Origin of the sequence: Corynebacterium sp. HMSC05D03 (genome assembly GCF_001807205.1) — a bacterium.
GTDB classification, from domain to species: domain Bacteria; phylum Actinomycetota; class Actinomycetes; order Mycobacteriales; family Mycobacteriaceae; genus Corynebacterium; species Corynebacterium aurimucosum.
Window position 1 is genome coordinate 271,873 of sequence record NZ_KV788177.1, and the last position, 17,937, is coordinate 289,809.

A 17,937-nucleotide genomic window follows, 5' to 3' on the forward strand; every position below is an offset into this window, starting at 1 on the left:
GAAAATGGTGGAGCTAACTCCACTGCCCTTCCACCGGCATGGCGGATAGGGTCGAAGACTATGCGAACCCTCAAAGCCTGTGCGTGGAGCCTCCTCCTCGGCGTGCTGTGTATCCCAACCTTGGTGATTTCGGTGTTGATGCTGCCGTGGATCCCGTTGGTGGGTCGCGCCACGGAGTTTGTCGGCCGGTTGGGCGCAAAGTGGATGGGCGTGGAAATTCCACCCCGGCGCGCAGATCGATGGTTTGATTGGCAGCAGTTCTATCACCTCGTGTTGCAGTTATTGATTTCAGCTGCGTGTTTTACCGCGTGGACGGCCCTGGGTTTCACAGCGGGTGTGCTAGTGATAGCGCCATTCGTGCCTAAGGCTGAGTTCTCCGTTGGCGAGTGGTCCACCTCCAACCGTCCGCTGATTTTCTTCACCTGCTGGCTGGCCGCGGCAATGCTGGCGGCTCTATTGGTAGGCCTCAACCGCCTCTTGGTCTTGGCGTCGACCACGCTAACGCGGCTGGCATTGAGTCCTTCGGCTGAGGAATTGGCAGCCTCGCGTGCCACACTCATTGATGCCTTCTCCGGCGAGCGCCGCCGCATCGAACGCGAACTGCACGATGGTCCGCAGCAGTACCTCACCGCGCTCAAGCTCAACTTGGCCGCGGCAAAACGACAAGCCCCGTCCCAAGCACAGCAGGCCTTGACTGACGCAGAACATAATGCCTCTTTGGCCCTGGCTTCATTGCGGGCGACAGTGCGTGGCATTGCGCCGCAGGTGCTTTTCGATGACGGACTTATCCCCGCCCTCGACGAGTTACTCGCCCATTCCGGGCTTGAGACCACACTTCGTGTAGAGGGCGCTGAGAGCTCGATTGACGAGACCACAGCACTGCTGGCCTACCATGCAGTCGCCGAGGCGCTCACAAACGCCTCTAAGCACGGCGCAGCCACCGAAGCCGCGGTAACGGTCGCTTTTAGGGATATGCTGCGCCTAGAAATCGTAGATAATGGCACGGGACCCACGGACAAAGAGCTGGACGGTGAGAGTGCAGCTGTGGGTTCGGGCACGGGCCTCGCCGGGCTGCGCGAGCGTGCTGCTGCACTCGGCGGCACGGTGACCTTTGATGCTGCTAGCGCCAATGCTACGGGTGAAGGCGGCGGCCAGCTGCTGGTCAAACTACCGCTGAAGGAGGCGAAATGAAGCTACTACTCGCAGAAGATTCCGCGCTCCTGCGCGCGGGGCTGGAGCAACTACTCAGTGCGTTAGGCTATAGCGTAACGGCAGTCACAGATGCCGAAGCACTGCGCGCCATCGCAGGGCAGGAAGACTTCGACCTCATTATCAGCGATGTGCGTATGCCGCCCACGATGACCGATGACGGGCTTCAAGCCGTGCATGATCTGCGGGCAGCCAACCCCGCCCAACCCGTAGTGGTGCTCAGCCAATACGTAGCGGCAAGCTATCTCGACCGCCTCCTGGAGCACGGCGGATTCGGGTACCTACTCAAGGAGCGCGTTTCTGATGTTGAAGAATTCGTGCGCACGCTTAACGATGTCGCCCGCGGCGGCACCGTGGTGGACCCAGAGGTGGTCACGGCGCTGCTTTCCGCAAGGCACACTGGTTTAGCCCGGCTCACCGCTCGCGAGCGGGAGGTACTGGGGCTTATGGCCCAAGGATTGAGCAATAAAGACATTGAGGACGCGCTCGTCCTTACCTCCGGAGCAGTAAGCAAGCACGTCTCCAATGTATTTATAAAACTCGGGTTTCGACCCGAGGACTCCAACCGACGGGTGAAGGCCGTATTGACATGGCTGCGGCACACCGAGCGCTAGGAAAGCGCTCAGGCCCTACAAACAAAGGCTGGAATTAGACCTGCCGGTGGGAGTTCAGCACAGCCGCGCGCCACAGCTGGTACTCCTCCGGGTTGTCCTCGCGGTAGTTCTTCACCGCGCGGATGCCGTGCTCCACGGCTTCGACGACTTCGTCGATGTTCTTATCGTCACCGTCGGCAGCGACAAAGATGACCGGTCCGCAGATGGAGCGGATTGGGTCCTGCAGGAAAGCGGAGTTGCCGGTAGCCGCAGCGTTGCGGGCTAAGGAGGCCACCGGGTTCGGGTCGGCGTCGTCAGCCTTCGCGTTCGGGTTAAACAACGCCGCGTAGGTCTGGCCATCATCCTGGAAGGCCACGGAAACGCGATCCTCGGTGGTACCACCGAGGAATTGATTTGCCTGTTCGAGCTCAAACTCGATGATGCGGCGGGACAGATCAGGGTTAACGAGGAATCCAGTGGTCATAACGGTGTGAGCTCCTTGTGTGTGAGCCGGACGATTATCGGTCATCACACTACCGGCACCCTGGGGGTTGCGCATCCGCTAGAGCGCACCCCCAAGTACGCCTCCGCTAGAGCGCGGCCGTGACCGGCGTCCTCAATCTCGACGACACAGAGCGCGGTACGAATCTTCTAGCGCGCAGCGGCGACGAGGGGGACTTCCACCTCAAGCTGCGTATCCGTCCCGCATGCCAGGCCGGAAGGCTCGGCGCCTTCGTGAATGAGCTGGGCGGCCACCGCCGCAATCATCACGCCGTTGTCGGTGCATAGCTTGAAGCGCGGCACACGCAACTCAATGCCCGCAGACTCGCAGCGCTTTGCCGCCAGTGCGCGCAGCCGCGAATTCGCTGCTACTCCGCCGCCGAGCAGCAGCACCTTGGCGCCTGTGTCCTGGCAGGCGCGCACAGCTTTGGCAGTCAGCACATCTGCCACCGCTTCCTGGAAGGAGGCGCAGAGATCCTCAACCTGAACAGTCGAGCCTTCTCGCTCGGCCTTTTCCACGTGGCGCGCCACCGCAGTCTTGAGCCCTGAGAAAGAGAAATTGTGGCGGTTGGGCCCGCGCAGGTCCTCAGCCTTGGACAAACCCCGCGGCAGGTCGATGGTGGGCTTTCCTTGGGCAGCCAGCTTATCGATGATCGGCCCTCCCGGATACCCCAAGCCCAGCAGACGGGAGACTTTGTCGTAGGCTTCGCCGGCGGCGTCGTCAAGCGTGGTGCCCAACTCCTTCATGGGTTTGCCCACGGCCTCAACCTCGAGCAGCTGCGTGTGGCCGCCGGAGACGAGCAGTGCCACCGAATGCGGCAGCTCCTCGCCCTCCAGGTTCGCCACCGCGACGTGACCGCCGAGGTGGTTGACGCCGTAGAAGGGCACGCCCCACGCGGAAGCAAAAGCCTTGGCTGCCGACGCTCCGACGAGGAGCGCGCCGGCTAGGCCCGGGCCCACGGTGGCGGCCACCGCATCTGGCTTCTTGACGCCCGCTTCCTCCAACGCCGCCTTCATCACCTGTGGCATGGCCTCGAGGTGGGCGCGGGAGGCAATCTCCGGAACCACGCCGCCGAAGCGCGCGTGCTGCTCCATGGAGGAGGCGACGACGTCGGCGCGGATCTCCATGTGGCCGTTATCAAACAGCTCGATGATGCCCACGCCGGTTTCGTCGCAGGAGGACTCGATGCCGAGGATTAACATCTTTCACTCTTTCGTGGTCGATACATGGTGTGGGCGTCCGCACCGGAGGGTTGATAGTAATTGCGGCGCAGGCCGTTGATGACAAAATCATAGGCCTCGTAGAGGCGGATGGCCGGATCGTTGCCCACGCGCACTTCGAGGAAGATGGGCGCGTCGTGGGAATCTGCAAGTTCGACGATGGCGTCCATCATCAGCCGCGCGATGCCCTGCCGTTGGGCCGCGGGATCGACGCCGATGGTGCGGATTTCGTACTCCGGCCAGGCAGCGGGGCCCATGCGGCCCACGCCGGCGTAGCCGAGAACTTCCGCGCGGTTGTCGTTGTGGCCCACGCGGTTGACGTTGTGGCCCACGCGGTTGACGCTTGCGTCAACCGCCCAGTACGTGGTGTGGCCCGCCGCGATTTCCTGCTCGAAGGCTCGCGCCGGCCATGGGCTTTCGCCGGGGAAAAGGACCTTCTCTAACTCGGCACAGCGCGGCGCGTCCGCGGACGCTAATGGCCGCAGCCTCATGATGCCGCTGTGTCCTCGATGCCGCCGACCAAGGCAGCCGAGCGCGGCTTGGCCTGTGGTTCCACGGCATCGGGACGGCGAAGGTAGAGCGGGACAAGCGGCTCAGGTTCAGCGGACAGATCGGCGCAGGCAACCAAACCCGCTGCGCGCGGGGTAGCCCACTCACGGGGAAGGTCAGCGATGCCCTCCGGCAAACGCGGGGCAATAGACTCGGGGAACACTAGGCGCACGCTTTCCGGGCTCGCGAGTCCGGCGGCGCTCAGATCAAGGGTTTCCGGCTTCGATACGTTTGGGCCGCTGCGACGCTCCCCATCGGCAAAGGTGGCCCAGTAGACCTCTTTGCGGCGGGCGTCGATGGCCACCAACCACTCCCCCGCGCGGCCGTGCGCGATGGCGTCCAGAGTGCACACACCATGGACCGGCAGGTCAAGGGCCACTCCCAAGGCAGAAGCGGTAGCCATGCCCACACGCAGACCGGTAAACGGCCCGGGCCCCATGCCCACGACGATGGCGGAGAGATCTGGGTAGGTCAGGGAGGCGTCGGCAAGCAGCTCTTCGATAGTAGGGATGAGCTTCTCGTTGTGGGCGCGCGTACCGCTGATAACACGGTCGATGCTCTCCCCGGTGTCGGTGTCAACGATGCCCGTGACCAGATCCGTGGTGGCGGTATCGAGTGCGAGAACCTTCATTAGCCTGCGAGGTGCCAGTCGGTCTCAACGTAGTCAGGGTTGTTCTTCCCCAATTTCTCCACGTATTCCGGGGTATCGCGCATAAACTGCAGCGGCTGTCCCTGCTGGAACGGCAACAGCGGCGGGATATTCTGGCTAGCAGCTTCCGGTGTCTTCAGCTGCTGCAGGAAACCATCACAGAGGTCCACCTTCGCGCGCGGCAGCTTCTCCGCCTTGAATTCGTTGTACTGCGAGACCAGCAGCATGTAGTTCACGTCATCAGGCACAGCCCCATCGACGAAGTCGATATTCAGGTTTCCCGTCTCCACTCCGCGCTCCTTGAGCTGCTCTTCGGTGATACCCGGGCAGACGGCTGCGGCCGCACTCCACTCTGGGCCGTACACATCCTGCGGGATGAACATAGCGAAGTCCAGATTCTTCGGGTAGGCGCTCAGGGACTGAGCAACGGTTGAGGGCTCCTTCGACTCCGCGTCCGCCGTCCGGACCATCGGCAGCACGATGAGCGCGGCAAGGAATACGGCGAAGCCGCCGATAACAACGGTGGTGATGAACTGTCCGATTTTGTTCATAAAAGGGATGTGCTCCTAATTAATAGGGAGTTCAGTACGGGAGATATCCTACGCGACCACCTTGCCGCGAACCTGAACAACCCTTGTGAAGGCCCTGCGCTGAAGCGCCACGCCCAGCATAAAAAATCAGGCACACAGGGTCACACGATCAACAACGCTAGGACCTGACACATGAGGATCTTGCCGATCATCGTCGTGGGATACACGGTGGCATAGCCGCGCTCTGCCAGCTGAGTACCGGTCTGGGGGTTGAGGTAGGCCATGATCGCCGGGTTCGTGGTCATACCCGCGGCGATGCCCATCGACTCATCAAACTTCAGGCGCAGCACCAGCATGGATACCGCGACGATGCCGATGGCGGAGACCAGCGACAGCACCATGCCCACACCGATGTACTTCAGGGAGGTCGGATCCGACAGCGCATCACGGAACTGGCCGCCTGCCGACGTACCCACGCCCGCCAAGAACAAGGTCAAGCCCAGCGTGGAGATTGTCTGCTTGGCGTGGAAAGGAAGCTGCCAGTTAATCGGGCCCGAGCGGCCCAGCGCGCCCAAGATGAGGCCGACGACGATGGGGCCGCCACCGAAGCCGAAGGAGAGCGTCGTGCCGCCCGGCAACGGAATCGGGATAGCGCCGAAGAGCAGACCAATGAAGAGACCGAGGGCAAAGGGGAAGAGATCAACGTTGCCGAGTTTGGCTTCGGAGTCGCCGAGGAAACGGCGGACGTCGTCAAGCCTGCCCGGCGCGGTGATAACGCGCACGCGGTCCGAGTAATGCAGGACGGTTTCCTCGTTCGGTACAACGTCCGAGTCACCGCGGCGCACGCGCGCGATGAGGAAGCCTTCCTTCACAGTGTCCAAATCCTTGAGCTGATAGCCCGCAACACGTGGGCTGGACACGGTCAGGCGGCGGTAGACCAGGCCATCTTCCTCGTGGAGGTTGAGGTGGATCTCCTCACCCAATTGGGAAATCGCGCTATCCAGCGCTGGGGCCGTGCCGTTGAGCAAAAGCTCCATGCCGGCGCGCAGCGGCAGCTCCGGGTAGGCCAGGTTGTGGTTGTGGGGATTGTTGACGTGGCGGGTAGCGATGACGCGCTCGCCAGTCACCTCCTGCAGCTGACCTACCGTTGCGTCAAAGTCGCGGGTCAGGCGCACCGCCCGCCACTCCAGTGGCTCCGCAATCATGCCCTCGGCGCGGGCGTCCTCAACGTGGTTCACACGCAGGACTTTCGCACCGATGGCGGCCACCAGGATGGTTCCGATGATGCAGCCTGGGTAGGCCAAGGAATAGCCCACCACCGGGGTACTGTCACCGCCCAAAGCCTCGACGACCGCGGCCATACCGGGCGTCGAGCTCAGCGAACCTGCAAGGGTGCCCACGCTGATTGCGGGGTCCAGATCAAAGAGGCGCATCGCCAGGGTTGTCAGCCCCGCCAGAATGAAGAAGAAGACGATGACCACCATGGACATCTTCCAGCCGCGCCGGCGGAAATCTTCGAAGAAGCTACGGCCGAAGTTCAGGCCGATGACGTAAACGAAGATGGCCAGGCCAAATTGGTACACGAACGCCGGGACCACGATGTCCGGGTTCGCCGCGGACAAGCCCAAGGCCACGAACATCGCAGCCGCGGCGCCGAGCGAGATGCCGAAGACATTGATCTTGCCCACGGCCAGTCCCACCGCCATGATGAGAAAGAGCGTCAGCAAGGGCTGTTCAGCAAGAAAAGCCAGCACGTTAATTCACCCATTTCCATGTAAATACGCGGACATCATCGTCCGAGTCGCGGTTAATTGTGATAGCGAGGTACGCATCAGACAGGCGCTCCATGAAGCCCCCACCCCACTCGGCAACGACCACGGCGTCCTCTATTTCGGTGTCCAAGTCCAGACTGTCCAGCTCCCCCAACGGATCATCCGAATGATCGAGCAGGCGGTAGGCATCCACGTGCACCAACGTCGGCCCGCCCACGCGGGAAGGGTGCTCGCGCGCGATGACGAAGGTCGGTGAGGTCACCCGCCCCTTCACCTGCATCCCGCGGGCAATGCCCTGCGTAAAGGTGGTTTTCCCGGCGCCTAAGGGGCCGTCGAGGATAACCAGGTCTCCTGCTTCCAGCGCCGCGCCTAGCTCTTCACCAAATGCCTGGGCATCCTCTGGCGTGGCGGCCTCACGGCGTCCTTCGTGTGGAAAATCACTGCGCATCGCTAGCTCCTTCGCGGTATGTACGCTCGGTGCGCCCGGTGGGGCGGCACACCACTTCATAGTTGATGGTCCCGGCTGTCTCGGCCAATTCTGTAGCGCTCATACCGCCGCGCCCGAAGATAACGGCAGTGTCTCCGGCGCGCACGCCGTGAGGGCTCGCGCCGAGGTCGACGACGATCTGGTCCATGCAGACCCGCCCCACCTGCGGGTAGAGCTCGCCGCCAATACCTACCTGCAGCGCCCCCTGAAAGGCGCGCGGTAGGCCATCGGCATAGCCCACGCTGACGGTGGCGAGCTCGCGGTCGCTATCCGCGGTCCAGGTCAGGCCATAACACGTGGACTCCCCCGCCGAAATCGGCTTCACTGCGACGACGGAAGCCTCCCACGTCATGGCGGGTTCCAGCCCATGGTCGCGCCCGGCGACCGGTTCGAGCCCATACAGGGCCACACCGACGCGCACCTGTTCAAAACGCGCCGAGGGGCGAGTCAAGGCCGCGGGCGAGTTAGCCAGGTGGTTCAGCGGACACTCCAGCCCCACCTCACGGGCAAGCGTTAGGGCCTGGCGGAACTCAGATTCCTGATGATCATTGTGCGGGTGCGCCGGCTCATCAGCGCAGGCGAAGTGGGACATAAGGCCGAGGACGGTGATGTCGGGGGCGTCGGCAAGCAGGCGGAAGGTCTCCTCCCACGCATGCTTGTCGACGCCCGATCGGTGCATCCCCGTCTCCACCATCACGAAGACTTCGGTGGGAGTCTCAGCGGCAATGAGTGCTTGGGCGTGCGCCAGCGAAGGGATGCCGATCTGGATACCAGCGGCGAGGGCCGGGGCGATGTCCTCTGTTGGCTCCCACAGCCAAGCAGCGATGGGGAGGGTGTCAATGACCTTCCGCAGTGTGACAGCCTCGGCCAAGGTGGCCACCCCGAAGGCGTCTGCCCCAGCCTTCGCCATGACCGGTGCGCAGCGCTCGATGCCGTGGCCATAGGCATCCGCCTTGACCACGCACATGAGGCGGGCCGGGGCCACCGCCTCCTTCACGCGAGCAACATTGTGGGCAATAGCGTTGAGGTCAACGGTGGTTTTTAACATACCCACCATTGTGCCACTTGAGGGCTCAGCGCTATTCGACGGTCACGGACTTCGCCAGATTGCGCGGCTGGTCCACGTCATAGCCCTTGGCGGTGGCTACACCGCAGGCGAAAATCTGCAACGGAACGGTAGCCAGCAGCGGCTGCATCAGCGTCGGCGCCTGCGGGATGCGGATGATGTGGTTAGCGTAGGCCTCGACTGCCTCGTCGCCCTCTTCCGCGATGACGATGGTGATAGCACCACGGGCGCGGATCTCCTGGATATTGGAGACAACCTTGGCATGCAGGGAATCGCGGCCACGCGGGGAAGGCACGATGACGAAGACCGGCTGCCCTTCCTCGATGAGCGCGATGGGGCCGTGCTTGAGCTCACCGGCGGCGAAGCCCTCCGCATGCAGGTAGGCAATCTCCTTGAGCTTGAGCGCGCCCTCCAGCGCGACAGGGAAGCCGACGTGGCGGCCTAGGAAAAGCACCGACTTGGCGTTCTCCATAGCGTTGGCTAGGTCGTAGACCTGCTGCTCGTTGTCGATGATTGCCTGGACCTTATCCGGCATGCCACGCAGGTCTTCGAGGACCGAGTTGACCTCATCGGAGAACATGTTGCCGCGCAGGCGCGCCAGGTAGAGGCCTAGCAGGTAGGTCGCGGTGATCTGCGCCAGGAAGGCCTTGGTGGAGGCCACGGCGATCTCCGGGCCGGCGTGGGTGTAGAGGGCGGCGTCGGACTCGCGCGGAATGGAGGAACCCTGGGTGTTGCAGATGGCAATCACCTTGGCGCCCTGCTGGCGGGCGTGGCGCACGGCCATGAGGGTATCCATGGTCTCGCCCGACTGGGACAGGGCCACGACCAGGGTCTTCTCGTTGACGATCGGATCGCGGTAGCGGAACTCATGGGCCAGCTCCACCTCGCACGGGATGCGGCACCAGTGCTCGATGGCGTAGCGCGCGACGTGGCCGGCGTAGGCGGCGGTGCCGCAGGCGATGACGATGATCTTGTCGATGGACTTGAGCACCGATTCCTCGATGCGGATCTCATCGAGGATCAGGTTGCCGGTCTCATCGAGGCGGCCCAGCAGGGTATCGCGCACGGCTGCTGGCTGGTCGTGGATTTCCTTCTCCATGAAGGAGTTAAAGCCGCCCTTTTCAGCAGCAGCGGCATCCCACTTGATCTCGAAAGGCTTGCCCTGGGCGGGGTTGCCCTCATAGTCGGTGATTTCGATGTCATCCGCGGTGATGGTCACGACCTGGTCGTTGTCCATCTCCACGGCAGACTTGGTGTAGTCGATGAAGCCGGAGACGTCCGAACCCAGGAAGTTCTCCCCCTCACCCAGGCCGATGACCAGCGGCGAATCGCGGCGCGCAGCCACGATGCGATCCGCCTGCTCGGCGTGAATAGCCAAGAGGGTGAACGCACCTTCCAGACGCTTGCCGGTCAGCTGCATAGCCTTGGTGAGGTCACCGCCGGCTTCGTTGTGGAACACATCTGCCAGAAGGGTGGCGGCTACCTCGGTGTCGGTCTCGGAGACGAAGTTATGTCCCTTGCCCTCCAGCTCGCTTTTAAGCTCAGCAAAGTTCTCGATGATGCCGTTGTGCACGACGGCGAGCTTGCCGCCATCCACCACGTGCGGGTGGGCGTTCAGATCGGTCGGGCCACCGTGAGTAGCCCAGCGGGTGTGGCCGATGCCCAGGACGGAATCCTTCAGTGGACGCGCAGCGATTTCGGCTTCCAGCGCAGCGACCTTTCCGGCCTTCTTGCGCCAGCCGATCTCACCATCGGCGTACATTGCGACGCCTGCTGAGTCATAGCCGCGATACTCCAATCGGCGCAGGCCCTCCAGCACAACGTCTAACGCAAAGTACTCACGGCCATCGGTATTTCGGCCAATGTATCCAACGATTCCACACATGGGAAAAAATTTTACAGCATGATTTATCATGCCGAATCTCAAGGATCGCGTTTAATTCTCCCCCCACTGCCTTATAGTGTCCACCGCTTTACCTACTCTTTGCTCTATTCTGTAAAGCGTGTCTGCGAATTTGAAGAAGCATCTCGGTACGTTGTCCAAGCGCGGCCCGCACCGCGTTCTCGTCGGGGACCTGTCCTATGCAGGGCTGGAAGGCAAGGTCTACACCCCAGCTGAGGGTAAAGGTCTGCCTGCCGTGGCATTTGCCCACGACTGGACGAAAAGCGTTAAGGACTACCACGCCACCCTGCGCCACTTGGCCAGCTGGGGCATCGTAGTGGTTGCTCCCGATACAGAAACAGGCGTCTTTGCCAAGCACCGCAACTTGGCTGCCGACCTCGAATCGGCGTTGCAGATTGCCGCTGGTGTCCGGTTGGGTGCCGGAAAGATTTCGGTGTCCCCCTCCAAACTGGGTGTCTTTGGACACGGCATGGGCGGCGGCGTAGCCACCTTGGCCGCCGTGGATAACCCAAAGGTCCGCGCCGTCGCTGCCCTCTACCCCGCCGATACTTCCCCCTCTGCAGTTCAGGCCGCCCACGCTGTTAAGGCCCGCGGGCTCGTTATCGGCGCAGGCCAGGATGATATCTTCCGCGCCGGTAATCCCGCGAAGCTAGCCAACGCCTGGGGCGGCCCGGTGGCCTACCGTGAGGTTGCTAAGGGCACGCAGTCCGGTTTCAGCGAGGATAAATTCTTCAAGTTGGCGCTTGGTTCCGGCTTCTTCCAAGGATCCGCCGTTGAGACAGCCCGCGGCCTAGTCACCGGCTTCTTGCTGTCCACCCTGGCTGGTGAGTCCAAATATGACGCCTTTGCGGCTGCCGACGCCTCCGCCAAGGGCGTCGAGAGCTTCCTCGGCGAGGACCTCACCAAGCGCGCGGGTTTCTAGCGACGGGAAAGGTTTCGACGAGCTAGCACCGCAAGGCGCACGTGTGCTCCGACTAAAGCAGGACGATCGTTTATTCGTCCTGCTTTAGTCTTTTTAAGCGGGGAACTTCAAGGAGAAGCCAGGCGATAAGGCCAATTCCTGGGAGAAGCAGCTGCGCGGCCGTCCACAGCTTTATGTGGGCCATATCTCTGTCGCATTTAATCTCAATGCCAAGCACGACAAAAGCCACCAAGAGGTACAGCATGGGAAGAACTCCCCACAAGACGTCATAAAGCCAAGGAACTGTCATGTGGTCTTCCCCCAAACCTTGGTTGATACGTGCAGTGGCTACTCACGCCACAGTAACATCCGGGGCTGCTGGCGCACTGAGGAGTTTCCCGGTTTCCGTGTCACCCGCGCCTGAGCACTGATTGCACTTGGCCGCGCGGGCGGCCTCGCCCCTGCCTTTGGCTTTGGCTGTGCGCTCCGCCCCTAGAAGCAGGGTTCCGCCGCTGCGCCTCTGCAGGCGATTGGGCTTGGGCGGCACGCTGCGCAGACTTTTCCAATTCGTCCTGTGCTTTAGCCATGGCTTTCTCAAATTCCAGCAGCCGTGCGGCTGTGCGCTCGCGGAATCCGCGCGCGAACTCATCAAAATCATTGTGCGGCATTACCACTGCCCTGCCTTTCGTGCGTGTACGGAGGAGGTTTCTGAACTTTCTTGCGGGGGCATTTCTGGCGTGGCCTCAGCCCCAGCGGCCGGACCTGGTACTGGCTCAGGTGCAGGTGCTGGCGCCGGGGCTGGCTGCGGCGCCGGTGCCTCCGCTGCCTGCATGTGCGCAAGTTTCTCTGGCGGTGCCTCTGGCTCAGGAACGTTGTTCAGCTCCGGAGGCGGCGGCGTAACACCGTTGTCAGGAGCAGGCTCTGGTGCAGGCGGTGGGCAGGGTTCGGGCTCTGGCTGCGGTTCTGGCTCGGGTACAGGCTCCGGTACGGGCTCCGGCTCCGGCAGATTCTCCACGAAGTCCATAGCTGCCTCAGCCAACAGACCCAGCCCCAGAATGGCAACGCCCACGCCAAGCAGGCCTAAGCTTCCACAGCAGGCTTCTTCAGGCTTGCACTCACCTGCTTCCGCACCGGGTGGCTGCTCTGGCTCTTCGCAATCATCGCTTTCTAACGACTCTTCAGGACACTTGGCCTCCTCAGCCACCGGCTCCTCGTCCTCTGGGCAGTCCACCACCTCCTGCGGCACAGGCTCGATGGGAACGTCAACTCCTGCATCAGCGGGCTTCGTGGTTCCTAGTTCTCGCTGATGCTCACCGCAGTCACAGGTGTGTGCCGCTTTCTCTTCTGTGCAGCGGCACGGTGTGTGCTCCTCTTCTGGTGCCGTTGAAGCGGGCTCAGTCGGCACATGGCTCGGCTCAGTCGGCGGCGCAGGCTGTGGCTTCTCTTCAACCGGTGGGCAGTCTTTTTCAGGCACCGTGGCGGGCTGGGTGGACTCCGGCTTTTCTGGTGGTGCCACCGGTGTTTCTGGTTTCGGCTCTACAGGTTGCTGCGGTGCAGCTGGCGCCGAAGGCTGAGCTGGCTGTGTGGGCTGAGACGGTGTGGACGGGGCCGGAGCTGGTGACGGCTGGGCCGATGCACAAGGTTCAGGCTCAGGTTGCGGGCACTCTTTCCGCTTCTCCTCACAGCCGCATTCGGGCTCTGGCGGGGTTTCCGGCAGCTCCCGCTCGCACACCTCGGTGCAGCGCCGTTCAAACTCGTCATAGCAATTCTCAATGGCGGTATCGCGGTCCCGGCACGTTTGCGTGATGGTGTCATTCGTCTGATCGATAAGCTCCCCACCAATGCGCGATATCACCGGGATGATGACCTTTCCCAGAGGGTGCCGCTGCAACAGCATGGTCAAAATGTTAATCAGTGGAATCACAGCAGAGATAAGCTCTGCCACCGCGGAATCAGAAACATCAACGACGTCTTCGATGGCATCCGAACACTGCTGCGCGGATTCCACCAAATCATCGGCTTCGTCCCTTTCCTTGTCGAAATCGTCTTGCACGCCGCGCAAATGATCCATGATCGCTCCCCCGGCCAGCGATAGAACCGTACCGAGAAGGAATTCCCGCAACCCGTTACCACCGCGCCCTGGGCGGCGAGCACCCATCGCCGACGCAGTGTTCGTAACCAAGTCGCCTGGGTTAATCCCATCGACCGACCCCACCATGTCTCCCAACAAGCCAATGGGCGTGCTGGGCCCGGAATAGCCTCCTCGGCTTGCCGCCTGGAACTGGGACACCGCTTGTGAATAATCACCCAAGAGTGACTTGACCATCGTGGACATCAATTCACCCCTGCTTCCTGGTCACCGAGTTGCCCGGCGAGGCCGCGGTCCACGTCCCCGAAAGCACGCAGTTGTTCGCGCGCGGCATCCGCTGTGGCCGATATGTTCTCTAACCGCCACGCACCGCGTTCATGGAGCCGGTTCAACAGGGCCTGAATCTGTGCGCCGTGCCCGCCGAAATCACGCCCCGCGGAGGATTGGGGAAAATTCGGTCTATCCCCGCGGTGCGCGTCACTTTGGGCACGGGTTTGGTCCACGACGGCGTCGAGAAGCCGCGTGGCTTCATCCTCATCAAAAAATACGTCGGGCATATGTGCCCTCCTTCTCGTCCACAACAAACAGTGATTCCTGCTTTTATTGGACTGAGCAACATCCCCTTTGGTTCCCACACCACCCCACAAAACACGAAACCCCAGGCCAGCAGCCTGGGGTTGTGGTGGAATGAGTAGAGCTACACTGCAGCAACGACGGCCGCAAGCTTGCCTGCGACCTTGCGCGCCTGCTCCTTTTCAGCAGCCTCCACCATGACGCGGAAGAGCTCCTCCGTGCCGGACGGGCGCAGCAGAACACGGCCGGTATCACCGAGCTCCGCCTCGGCAGCAGCGATAGCTTCCTTAACCTCAGGGGCGTTAAGGATGGCGGTCTTGTCGGAAACCGGCACGTTGATAAGCACCTGCGGCAGCACCGTCATCACGGAGGCCAGCTCCTTGAGGGACTTTCCGGACTTGGTCATGCGCGCCATGATGGACAAACCGGTTAGCGTGCCATCACCAGTGGTGCAATCATCCGGCAGCACCACGTGGCCGGACTGCTCACCGCCCAGAGAGAAGTCACCGCGATTGAGCTCTTCCAGCACGTAGCGGTCACCCACGGCGGTTTCCTTGACCTCGATGCCCTGCTCCTGCATGGCCAGCTTCAGGCCCAGGTTCGACATCACGGTGGCCACCAAGGTGTTGAAGCGAAGATCGTTTTCTTCCTTCATACCCACGGCGAGTATCGCCATGATCTGGTCACCGTCAACGACGTTGCCTTCGGCATCCACGGCTAGGCAGCGGTCAGCGTCACCATCGTGCGCTAGGCCCAGATCGGCGCCGTGCTCGACGACGGCCTCCTGGGTCTTCTCAATGTGCGTCGAGCCGCAATCCTCATTGATGTTGAAGGCATTGGGCTTGTTGTGAATGGCAACGACCTCAGCACCCGCAGCCTCATAGGCCTGCGGTGCAACCTTGGAGGCAGCACCATTTGCAGTGTCGACGACCACCTTGATGCCGCTGAGATCCGTGGTAACAACCTCGGCCAAGTGCTTCAGGTAGCGCTCGCGGCCGTCGGGAGCCTCCGAAATAATGCGGCCAATCTTGGTCGCAGTCGGGCCATCTTCAGTGAGATTGTCCATAGCAGCCTGGATGCGGTCTTCCACCTCATCCGGCAACTTCTTGCCGCCCGCGGAGAAGAACTTGATGCCATTGTCTGGCATCGGGTTATGGGAAGCGGAGATCATCACGCCGAGATCTGCCCCAAAGTCATCGGTAAGGAACGCGATTGCCGGGGTAGGCAGCACGCCGACGCGCACGACGTCAACGCCTCGCGATGCCAGACCCGAGGCAATCGCCGCATCCAGCATCTCACCCGACACACGCGGGTCGCGCCCGATAATCGCGAGCGGGCGACGCTCATAAGATTCACGGTCTGAAGTAAGAACTTCCGCTGCCGCCTGGCCCAAGCGCAGCGCGAGAATCGGTGTGAGCTTCTTGTTCGCGAGGCCGCGAACTCCATCGGTTCCAAAAAGTCGAGTCATAGTTGTTCATTATGCCCGCTCCCCGTTGTGTGGCGCAGATCGGTCCACCTTTGGGGCTTGGTTATACCCCGCAACATAGCAGGAAACTCGCCCCACCCCTGCCATACACGGCGAAAGCCGCCACCTCCACGAAAGGGAAGCAGCGGCTTTCGGAAAATGCAGTAAGCGAAGATTAACGCTTGGAGTACTGCGGGGCACGACGTGCCTTGTGCAGACCAGCCTTCTTGCGCTCCACGGCACGAGCATCACGGGTGAGCAGGCCAGCCTTCTTCAGGGCCTGGCGGTCAGCCGGGTTGTAGATGTTCAGTGCGCGGGCGATAGCCAGGCGCAGGGCGCCTGCCTGACCGGTCGGGCCACCACCGTTGACGGTGACCTTGATGTCGAACTGACCCTCGCGCTCGAGGATGGTCAGCGGCAGCAGGATGTCCTGCTGGTGCAGCTTGTTCGGGAAGTACTCGTCAAAGGCGCGGCCGTTGACGGAGATGTTGCCGGAACCAGCAACGAGGCGAACACGAGCGATGGCGCGCTTACGGCGACCAACGGTCTGGATCGGGCCCTCGTGGATAGCCGGGGCAGCGGTCTCAACCTCAGCCTCGGTATCGGATGCCAGGGAATCACCGATGGTGTTGGTGAACTCCTCGGTAGCGGCGGTTGCTGCAGCGATGTCGGCAGCGTCGGCTACATTGTTGTCGATGTTCTGCTCGGTCATTACTGTGCCACCTGCTTAAACTCAAAGGTTTCCGGCTTCTGGCCGGCGTACGGGTGCTCCTCGCCCACGAAAACGTGCAGCTTCTTGATGGAGGCGTTGGAAAGCTTGTTGTGCGGCATCATGCCCTTTACAGCTTCCTCGATAACGCGGACCGGGTTGGCGTCCAGGGACTGACCAAGGGTCATGGACTTCAGGCCGCCCGGGTAACCGGAGTGGCGGTAGCGCATCTCGCGCTCGCGCTTGTTGGAGGAAATGTGGATCTTGTCCGCATTCAGGATGATGATGTGGTCGCCGCAATCAACGTTCGGTGCGTACTGGGGCTTGTGCTTGCCGCGCAGCATGTCAGCCACGGTGGAAGCGAGCTTGCCCAGAACCACGTCGGTAGCGTCGATGACGTACCACTTGCGGGTGATGTCACCGCTCTTCGGGTGGAAAGTAGACAAAATGACTCCTTGAAAGTCTGTCTCGGAACTGCCGGCCATCGCTATGTAAGCCCCTACGCGGTACATACAGCGGCCGGTGGAGACCTGCAGCACGCGCGCACCCAAGTCAACAAGGGTGCGGACACATAGGTGCTTCACTTTAGTACGCAGCGGATCAAAAACCCAAAACGCCGATATCGCCCCTCACCAACGCCTCCATCCCTGCTAATTCGGGGTGGGGGTTCGAGACAGAAACGTTGATGAGAAGCGATACCGGCGCCTTTTGCTGAGTGGGCGGAGGGTGGTGTGGGTCAAGGTGGCGCGTCCAGCCCTTCCATTCTCTGCGCCACTCCCCTAGCCTCCGCGCCTTCCTCCCTCCCGCTCACTGCTCATGGTGGTGAATGGTCAGGCAGAAAGTGTCCGCGCACCCAGCTCAAGACTCACAGTCGGAGTGGTTTAGCCCCAGCTGGCGGCAGCGCGACGGTTGACGTCGCTCATATTGTCATTGCCCTGGGAAACCGTGGTGGAGATGGTCGCTAGCACCGTGTTGAGCTCGGCGGCTGCCTTGTCCCATTTCGCCTGCGCCGCGTTATATGCAGCAGCGGAATCTCCCTCCCACGTCGATACCATCGGCTGCAGGGTGGATTTGAGGTCACCGAGGAGCCCGTTGATGCGGCCCGAGGTGGAGTTGATGTCGGCGGCGGCACCGGCGATGGCGCCAAACTGATACTTGATTCCAGACATTGCGTGTTCCTTATCTTCTGTGTTCGTGCGTGGTTCAGCGTGTGCAGTAGTCAGTGAAAGCAGCTCGTGTTTAGAGGGCCAGGCCCGCGCCGCCAACGTTCTCGAAAGACTGGGCGTTATCAGCCTCGACCGAATCAAAGTTGCGGGCATTGTCCCTGATGTTCTCGCTGATGGCGGTCAGCGCCTCACGCAGCTGCTGCGCGGAGGAGTTGTAGCGCTGCATTAGGTTGTCAAAGGAAACCTGCGCGCGGCCTGCCCAGCTGCCACGGACGGAGTCCACAACACCCTGCAGGCGGGTGAGCTCCCCCTGTACCTCGTCGTTGGTGGAGTCGACGCGGCCAGCGGTGGCCACCATTACGTCGGCTTCTGTGCGGAACGTTTGAGTCATGTCCTTCTCTTTCTGTCTTGTTCCCTACCTTGGGGCGTATCCCTTATTCCTAGGGATTGGTGTGTGTTTCTTCCCCCCGAGAAGCACCCTGTGTCCTTCTCACCCTTATTGGACTGAGCTAGTAGCTCATCGGTTCCCACTAATTTCCAGATTCTTTGAGATT

At 61.8% G+C, this 17,937-nt stretch carries 19 protein-coding genes; 3 read left to right on the top strand and 16 right to left on the bottom strand.

Annotated features, from left to right (window positions below; all coding sequences use genetic code 11):
- Positions 1 to 60 precede the first annotated feature (60 nt).
- Positions 61 to 1,191: a sensor histidine kinase gene (locus HMPREF3147_RS07535; RefSeq protein ID WP_070446508.1), complete on the top strand. Its 1,131-nt coding sequence runs from the start codon at positions 61 to 63 to the stop codon at positions 1,189 to 1,191.
- Entirely contained in the window at positions 1,188 to 1,823 is a 636-nt protein-coding gene (locus HMPREF3147_RS07540) for a response regulator transcription factor (RefSeq protein WP_070446510.1), read from the top strand. Before HMPREF3147_RS07535 ends, HMPREF3147_RS07540 begins: the two co-directional genes overlap by 4 nt.
- Positions 1,824 to 1,857: 34 nt before the next feature.
- Here the strand turns inward: HMPREF3147_RS07540 and HMPREF3147_RS07545 are convergent, their stop codons facing one another.
- From HMPREF3147_RS07545 to glmS, 9 genes are all read right to left on the bottom strand, one after another.
- The gene (locus tag HMPREF3147_RS07545) at positions 1,858 to 2,286 is read right to left on the bottom strand and encodes a hypothetical protein (RefSeq protein ID WP_070446512.1); all 429 of its coding nucleotides are present in this window, start codon (positions 2,284 to 2,286) and stop codon (positions 1,858 to 1,860) included.
- 167 nt (positions 2,287 to 2,453) lie between these two features.
- On the bottom strand, positions 2,454 to 3,506 hold the full coding sequence (gene tsaD / locus HMPREF3147_RS07550; RefSeq protein WP_070446514.1) for a tRNA (adenosine(37)-N6)-threonylcarbamoyltransferase complex transferase subunit TsaD: 1,053 nt from the start codon (positions 3,504 to 3,506) through the stop codon (positions 2,454 to 2,456).
- A complete protein-coding gene (locus HMPREF3147_RS07555; protein WP_070446515.1) occupies positions 3,500 to 4,015 on the bottom strand; it encodes a GNAT family N-acetyltransferase in 516 nt (171 codons plus the stop codon). The genes tsaD and HMPREF3147_RS07555 overlap by 7 nt, the downstream gene beginning before the upstream one ends.
- Positions 4,012 to 4,704 (bottom strand): tRNA (adenosine(37)-N6)-threonylcarbamoyltransferase complex dimerization subunit type 1 TsaB, encoded by a 693-nt coding sequence (gene tsaB, locus HMPREF3147_RS07560; protein WP_070446518.1) that lies wholly within the window; start codon positions 4,702 to 4,704, stop codon positions 4,012 to 4,014. Before tsaB ends, HMPREF3147_RS07555 begins: the two co-directional genes overlap by 4 nt.
- A complete protein-coding gene (locus HMPREF3147_RS07565) occupies positions 4,704 to 5,273 on the bottom strand; it encodes a hypothetical protein (protein ID WP_070446520.1) in 570 nt (189 codons plus the stop codon). The genes tsaB and HMPREF3147_RS07565 overlap by 1 nt, the downstream gene beginning before the upstream one ends.
- Positions 5,274 to 5,413: 140 nt before the next feature.
- Complete coding sequence (locus tag HMPREF3147_RS07570; protein ID WP_070446522.1) at positions 5,414 to 7,006, bottom strand: aspartate:alanine exchanger family transporter; 1,593 nt, start codon at positions 7,004 to 7,006, stop codon at positions 5,414 to 5,416.
- A 1-nt stretch (position 7,007) separates the two neighbouring features.
- Positions 7,008 to 7,472, bottom strand: coding sequence for a tRNA (adenosine(37)-N6)-threonylcarbamoyltransferase complex ATPase subunit type 1 TsaE (tsaE, locus tag HMPREF3147_RS07575; protein ID WP_070446525.1), 465 nt, complete (start codon positions 7,470 to 7,472; stop codon positions 7,008 to 7,010).
- A complete protein-coding gene (gene alr / locus HMPREF3147_RS07580) occupies positions 7,462 to 8,559 on the bottom strand; it encodes an alanine racemase (RefSeq protein ID WP_210384578.1) in 1,098 nt (365 codons plus the stop codon). Before alr ends, tsaE begins: the two co-directional genes overlap by 11 nt.
- A gap of 31 nt (positions 8,560 to 8,590) precedes the next feature.
- The gene (glmS, locus tag HMPREF3147_RS07585; RefSeq protein WP_070446527.1) at positions 8,591 to 10,462 is read right to left on the bottom strand and encodes a glutamine--fructose-6-phosphate transaminase (isomerizing); all 1,872 of its coding nucleotides are present in this window, start codon (positions 10,460 to 10,462) and stop codon (positions 8,591 to 8,593) included.
- A gap of 118 nt (positions 10,463 to 10,580) precedes the next feature.
- Here glmS and HMPREF3147_RS07590 point away from each other — a divergent pair, with 118 nt between their 5' ends.
- Positions 10,581 to 11,402 (top strand): dienelactone hydrolase family protein, encoded by an 822-nt coding sequence (locus tag HMPREF3147_RS07590; RefSeq protein WP_070446529.1) that lies wholly within the window; start codon positions 10,581 to 10,583, stop codon positions 11,400 to 11,402.
- Between the two features lie 646 nt (positions 11,403 to 12,048).
- Here the strand turns inward: HMPREF3147_RS07590 and HMPREF3147_RS07605 are convergent.
- From HMPREF3147_RS07605 to HMPREF3147_RS07635, 7 genes are all read right to left on the bottom strand, one after another.
- Positions 12,049 to 13,716 carry a zinc metalloprotease gene (locus HMPREF3147_RS07605; protein WP_070446534.1) on the bottom strand — a complete coding sequence of 556 codons (1,668 nt, stop codon included), beginning with the start codon at positions 13,714 to 13,716 and terminating at the stop codon, positions 12,049 to 12,051.
- Positions 13,716 to 14,027 (bottom strand): hypothetical protein, encoded by a 312-nt coding sequence (locus HMPREF3147_RS07610; protein ID WP_070446536.1) that lies wholly within the window; start codon positions 14,025 to 14,027, stop codon positions 13,716 to 13,718. The genes HMPREF3147_RS07605 and HMPREF3147_RS07610 overlap by 1 nt, the downstream gene beginning before the upstream one ends.
- Before the next feature lie 140 nt (positions 14,028 to 14,167).
- Positions 14,168 to 15,511 (bottom strand): phosphoglucosamine mutase, encoded by a 1,344-nt coding sequence (gene glmM, locus HMPREF3147_RS07615; RefSeq protein ID WP_070446538.1) that lies wholly within the window; start codon positions 15,509 to 15,511, stop codon positions 14,168 to 14,170.
- Positions 15,512 to 15,683: 172 nt separating this feature from the next.
- Positions 15,684 to 16,220, bottom strand: a complete 537-nt coding sequence (gene rpsI, locus HMPREF3147_RS07620; protein WP_070446540.1) for a 30S ribosomal protein S9 — start codon at positions 16,218 to 16,220, stop codon at positions 15,684 to 15,686.
- The gene (rplM, locus tag HMPREF3147_RS07625) at positions 16,220 to 16,663 is read right to left on the bottom strand and encodes a 50S ribosomal protein L13 (RefSeq protein WP_010189505.1); all 444 of its coding nucleotides are present in this window, start codon (positions 16,661 to 16,663) and stop codon (positions 16,220 to 16,222) included. The genes rpsI and rplM overlap by 1 nt, the downstream gene beginning before the upstream one ends.
- Positions 16,664 to 17,098: 435 nt before the next feature.
- Positions 17,099 to 17,386, bottom strand: coding sequence for a WXG100 family type VII secretion target (locus HMPREF3147_RS07630; RefSeq protein WP_010189507.1), 288 nt, complete (start codon positions 17,384 to 17,386; stop codon positions 17,099 to 17,101).
- 70 nt (positions 17,387 to 17,456) lie between these two features.
- Positions 17,457 to 17,774: a WXG100 family type VII secretion target gene (locus HMPREF3147_RS07635; RefSeq protein WP_010189512.1), complete on the bottom strand. Its 318-nt coding sequence runs from the start codon at positions 17,772 to 17,774 to the stop codon at positions 17,457 to 17,459.
- Between the last annotated feature and the right edge of the window lie 163 nt (positions 17,775 to 17,937).

What these genes read in the sequence shown, in the direction of transcription:
- HMPREF3147_RS07535 (WP_070446508.1), top strand. Translation starts at nt 61, where the DNA reads ATGCGAACCCTCAAAGCCTGTGCGTGGAGCCTCCTCCTCGGCGTGCTG.
- HMPREF3147_RS07540 (WP_070446510.1), top strand. Translation starts at nt 1,188, where the DNA reads ATGAAGCTACTACTCGCAGAAGATTCCGCGCTCCTGCGCGCGGGGCTG.
- HMPREF3147_RS07545 (WP_070446512.1), bottom strand. Translation starts at nt 2,286, where the DNA reads ATGACCACTGGATTCCTCGTTAACCCTGATCTGTCCCGCCGCATCATC.
- tsaD (WP_070446514.1), bottom strand. Translation starts at nt 3,506, where the DNA reads ATGTTAATCCTCGGCATCGAGTCCTCCTGCGACGAAACCGGCGTGGGC.
- HMPREF3147_RS07555 (WP_070446515.1), bottom strand. Translation starts at nt 4,015, where the DNA reads ATGAGGCTGCGGCCATTAGCGTCCGCGGACGCGCCGCGCTGTGCCGAG.
- tsaB (WP_070446518.1), bottom strand. Translation starts at nt 4,704, where the DNA reads ATGAAGGTTCTCGCACTCGATACCGCCACCACGGATCTGGTCACGGGC.
- HMPREF3147_RS07565 (WP_070446520.1), bottom strand. Translation starts at nt 5,273, where the DNA reads ATGAACAAAATCGGACAGTTCATCACCACCGTTGTTATCGGCGGCTTC.
- tsaE (WP_070446525.1), bottom strand. Translation starts at nt 7,472, where the DNA reads ATGCGCAGTGATTTTCCACACGAAGGACGCCGTGAGGCCGCCACGCCA.
- alr (WP_210384578.1), bottom strand. Translation starts at nt 8,559, where the DNA reads ATGTTAAAAACCACCGTTGACCTCAACGCTATTGCCCACAATGTTGCT.
- glmS (WP_070446527.1), bottom strand. Translation starts at nt 10,462, where the DNA reads ATGTGTGGAATCGTTGGATACATTGGCCGAAATACCGATGGCCGTGAG.
- HMPREF3147_RS07605 (WP_070446534.1), bottom strand. Translation starts at nt 13,716, where the DNA reads ATGTCCACGATGGTCAAGTCACTCTTGGGTGATTATTCACAAGCGGTG.
- HMPREF3147_RS07610 (WP_070446536.1), bottom strand. Translation starts at nt 14,027, where the DNA reads ATGCCCGACGTATTTTTTGATGAGGATGAAGCCACGCGGCTTCTCGAC.
- glmM (WP_070446538.1), bottom strand. Translation starts at nt 15,511, where the DNA reads ATGACTCGACTTTTTGGAACCGATGGAGTTCGCGGCCTCGCGAACAAG.
- rpsI (WP_070446540.1), bottom strand. Translation starts at nt 16,220, where the DNA reads ATGACCGAGCAGAACATCGACAACAATGTAGCCGACGCTGCCGACATC.
- HMPREF3147_RS07630 (WP_010189507.1), bottom strand. Translation starts at nt 17,386, where the DNA reads ATGTCTGGAATCAAGTATCAGTTTGGCGCCATCGCCGGTGCCGCCGCC.
- HMPREF3147_RS07635 (WP_010189512.1), bottom strand. Translation starts at nt 17,774, where the DNA reads ATGACTCAAACGTTCCGCACAGAAGCCGACGTAATGGTGGCCACCGCT.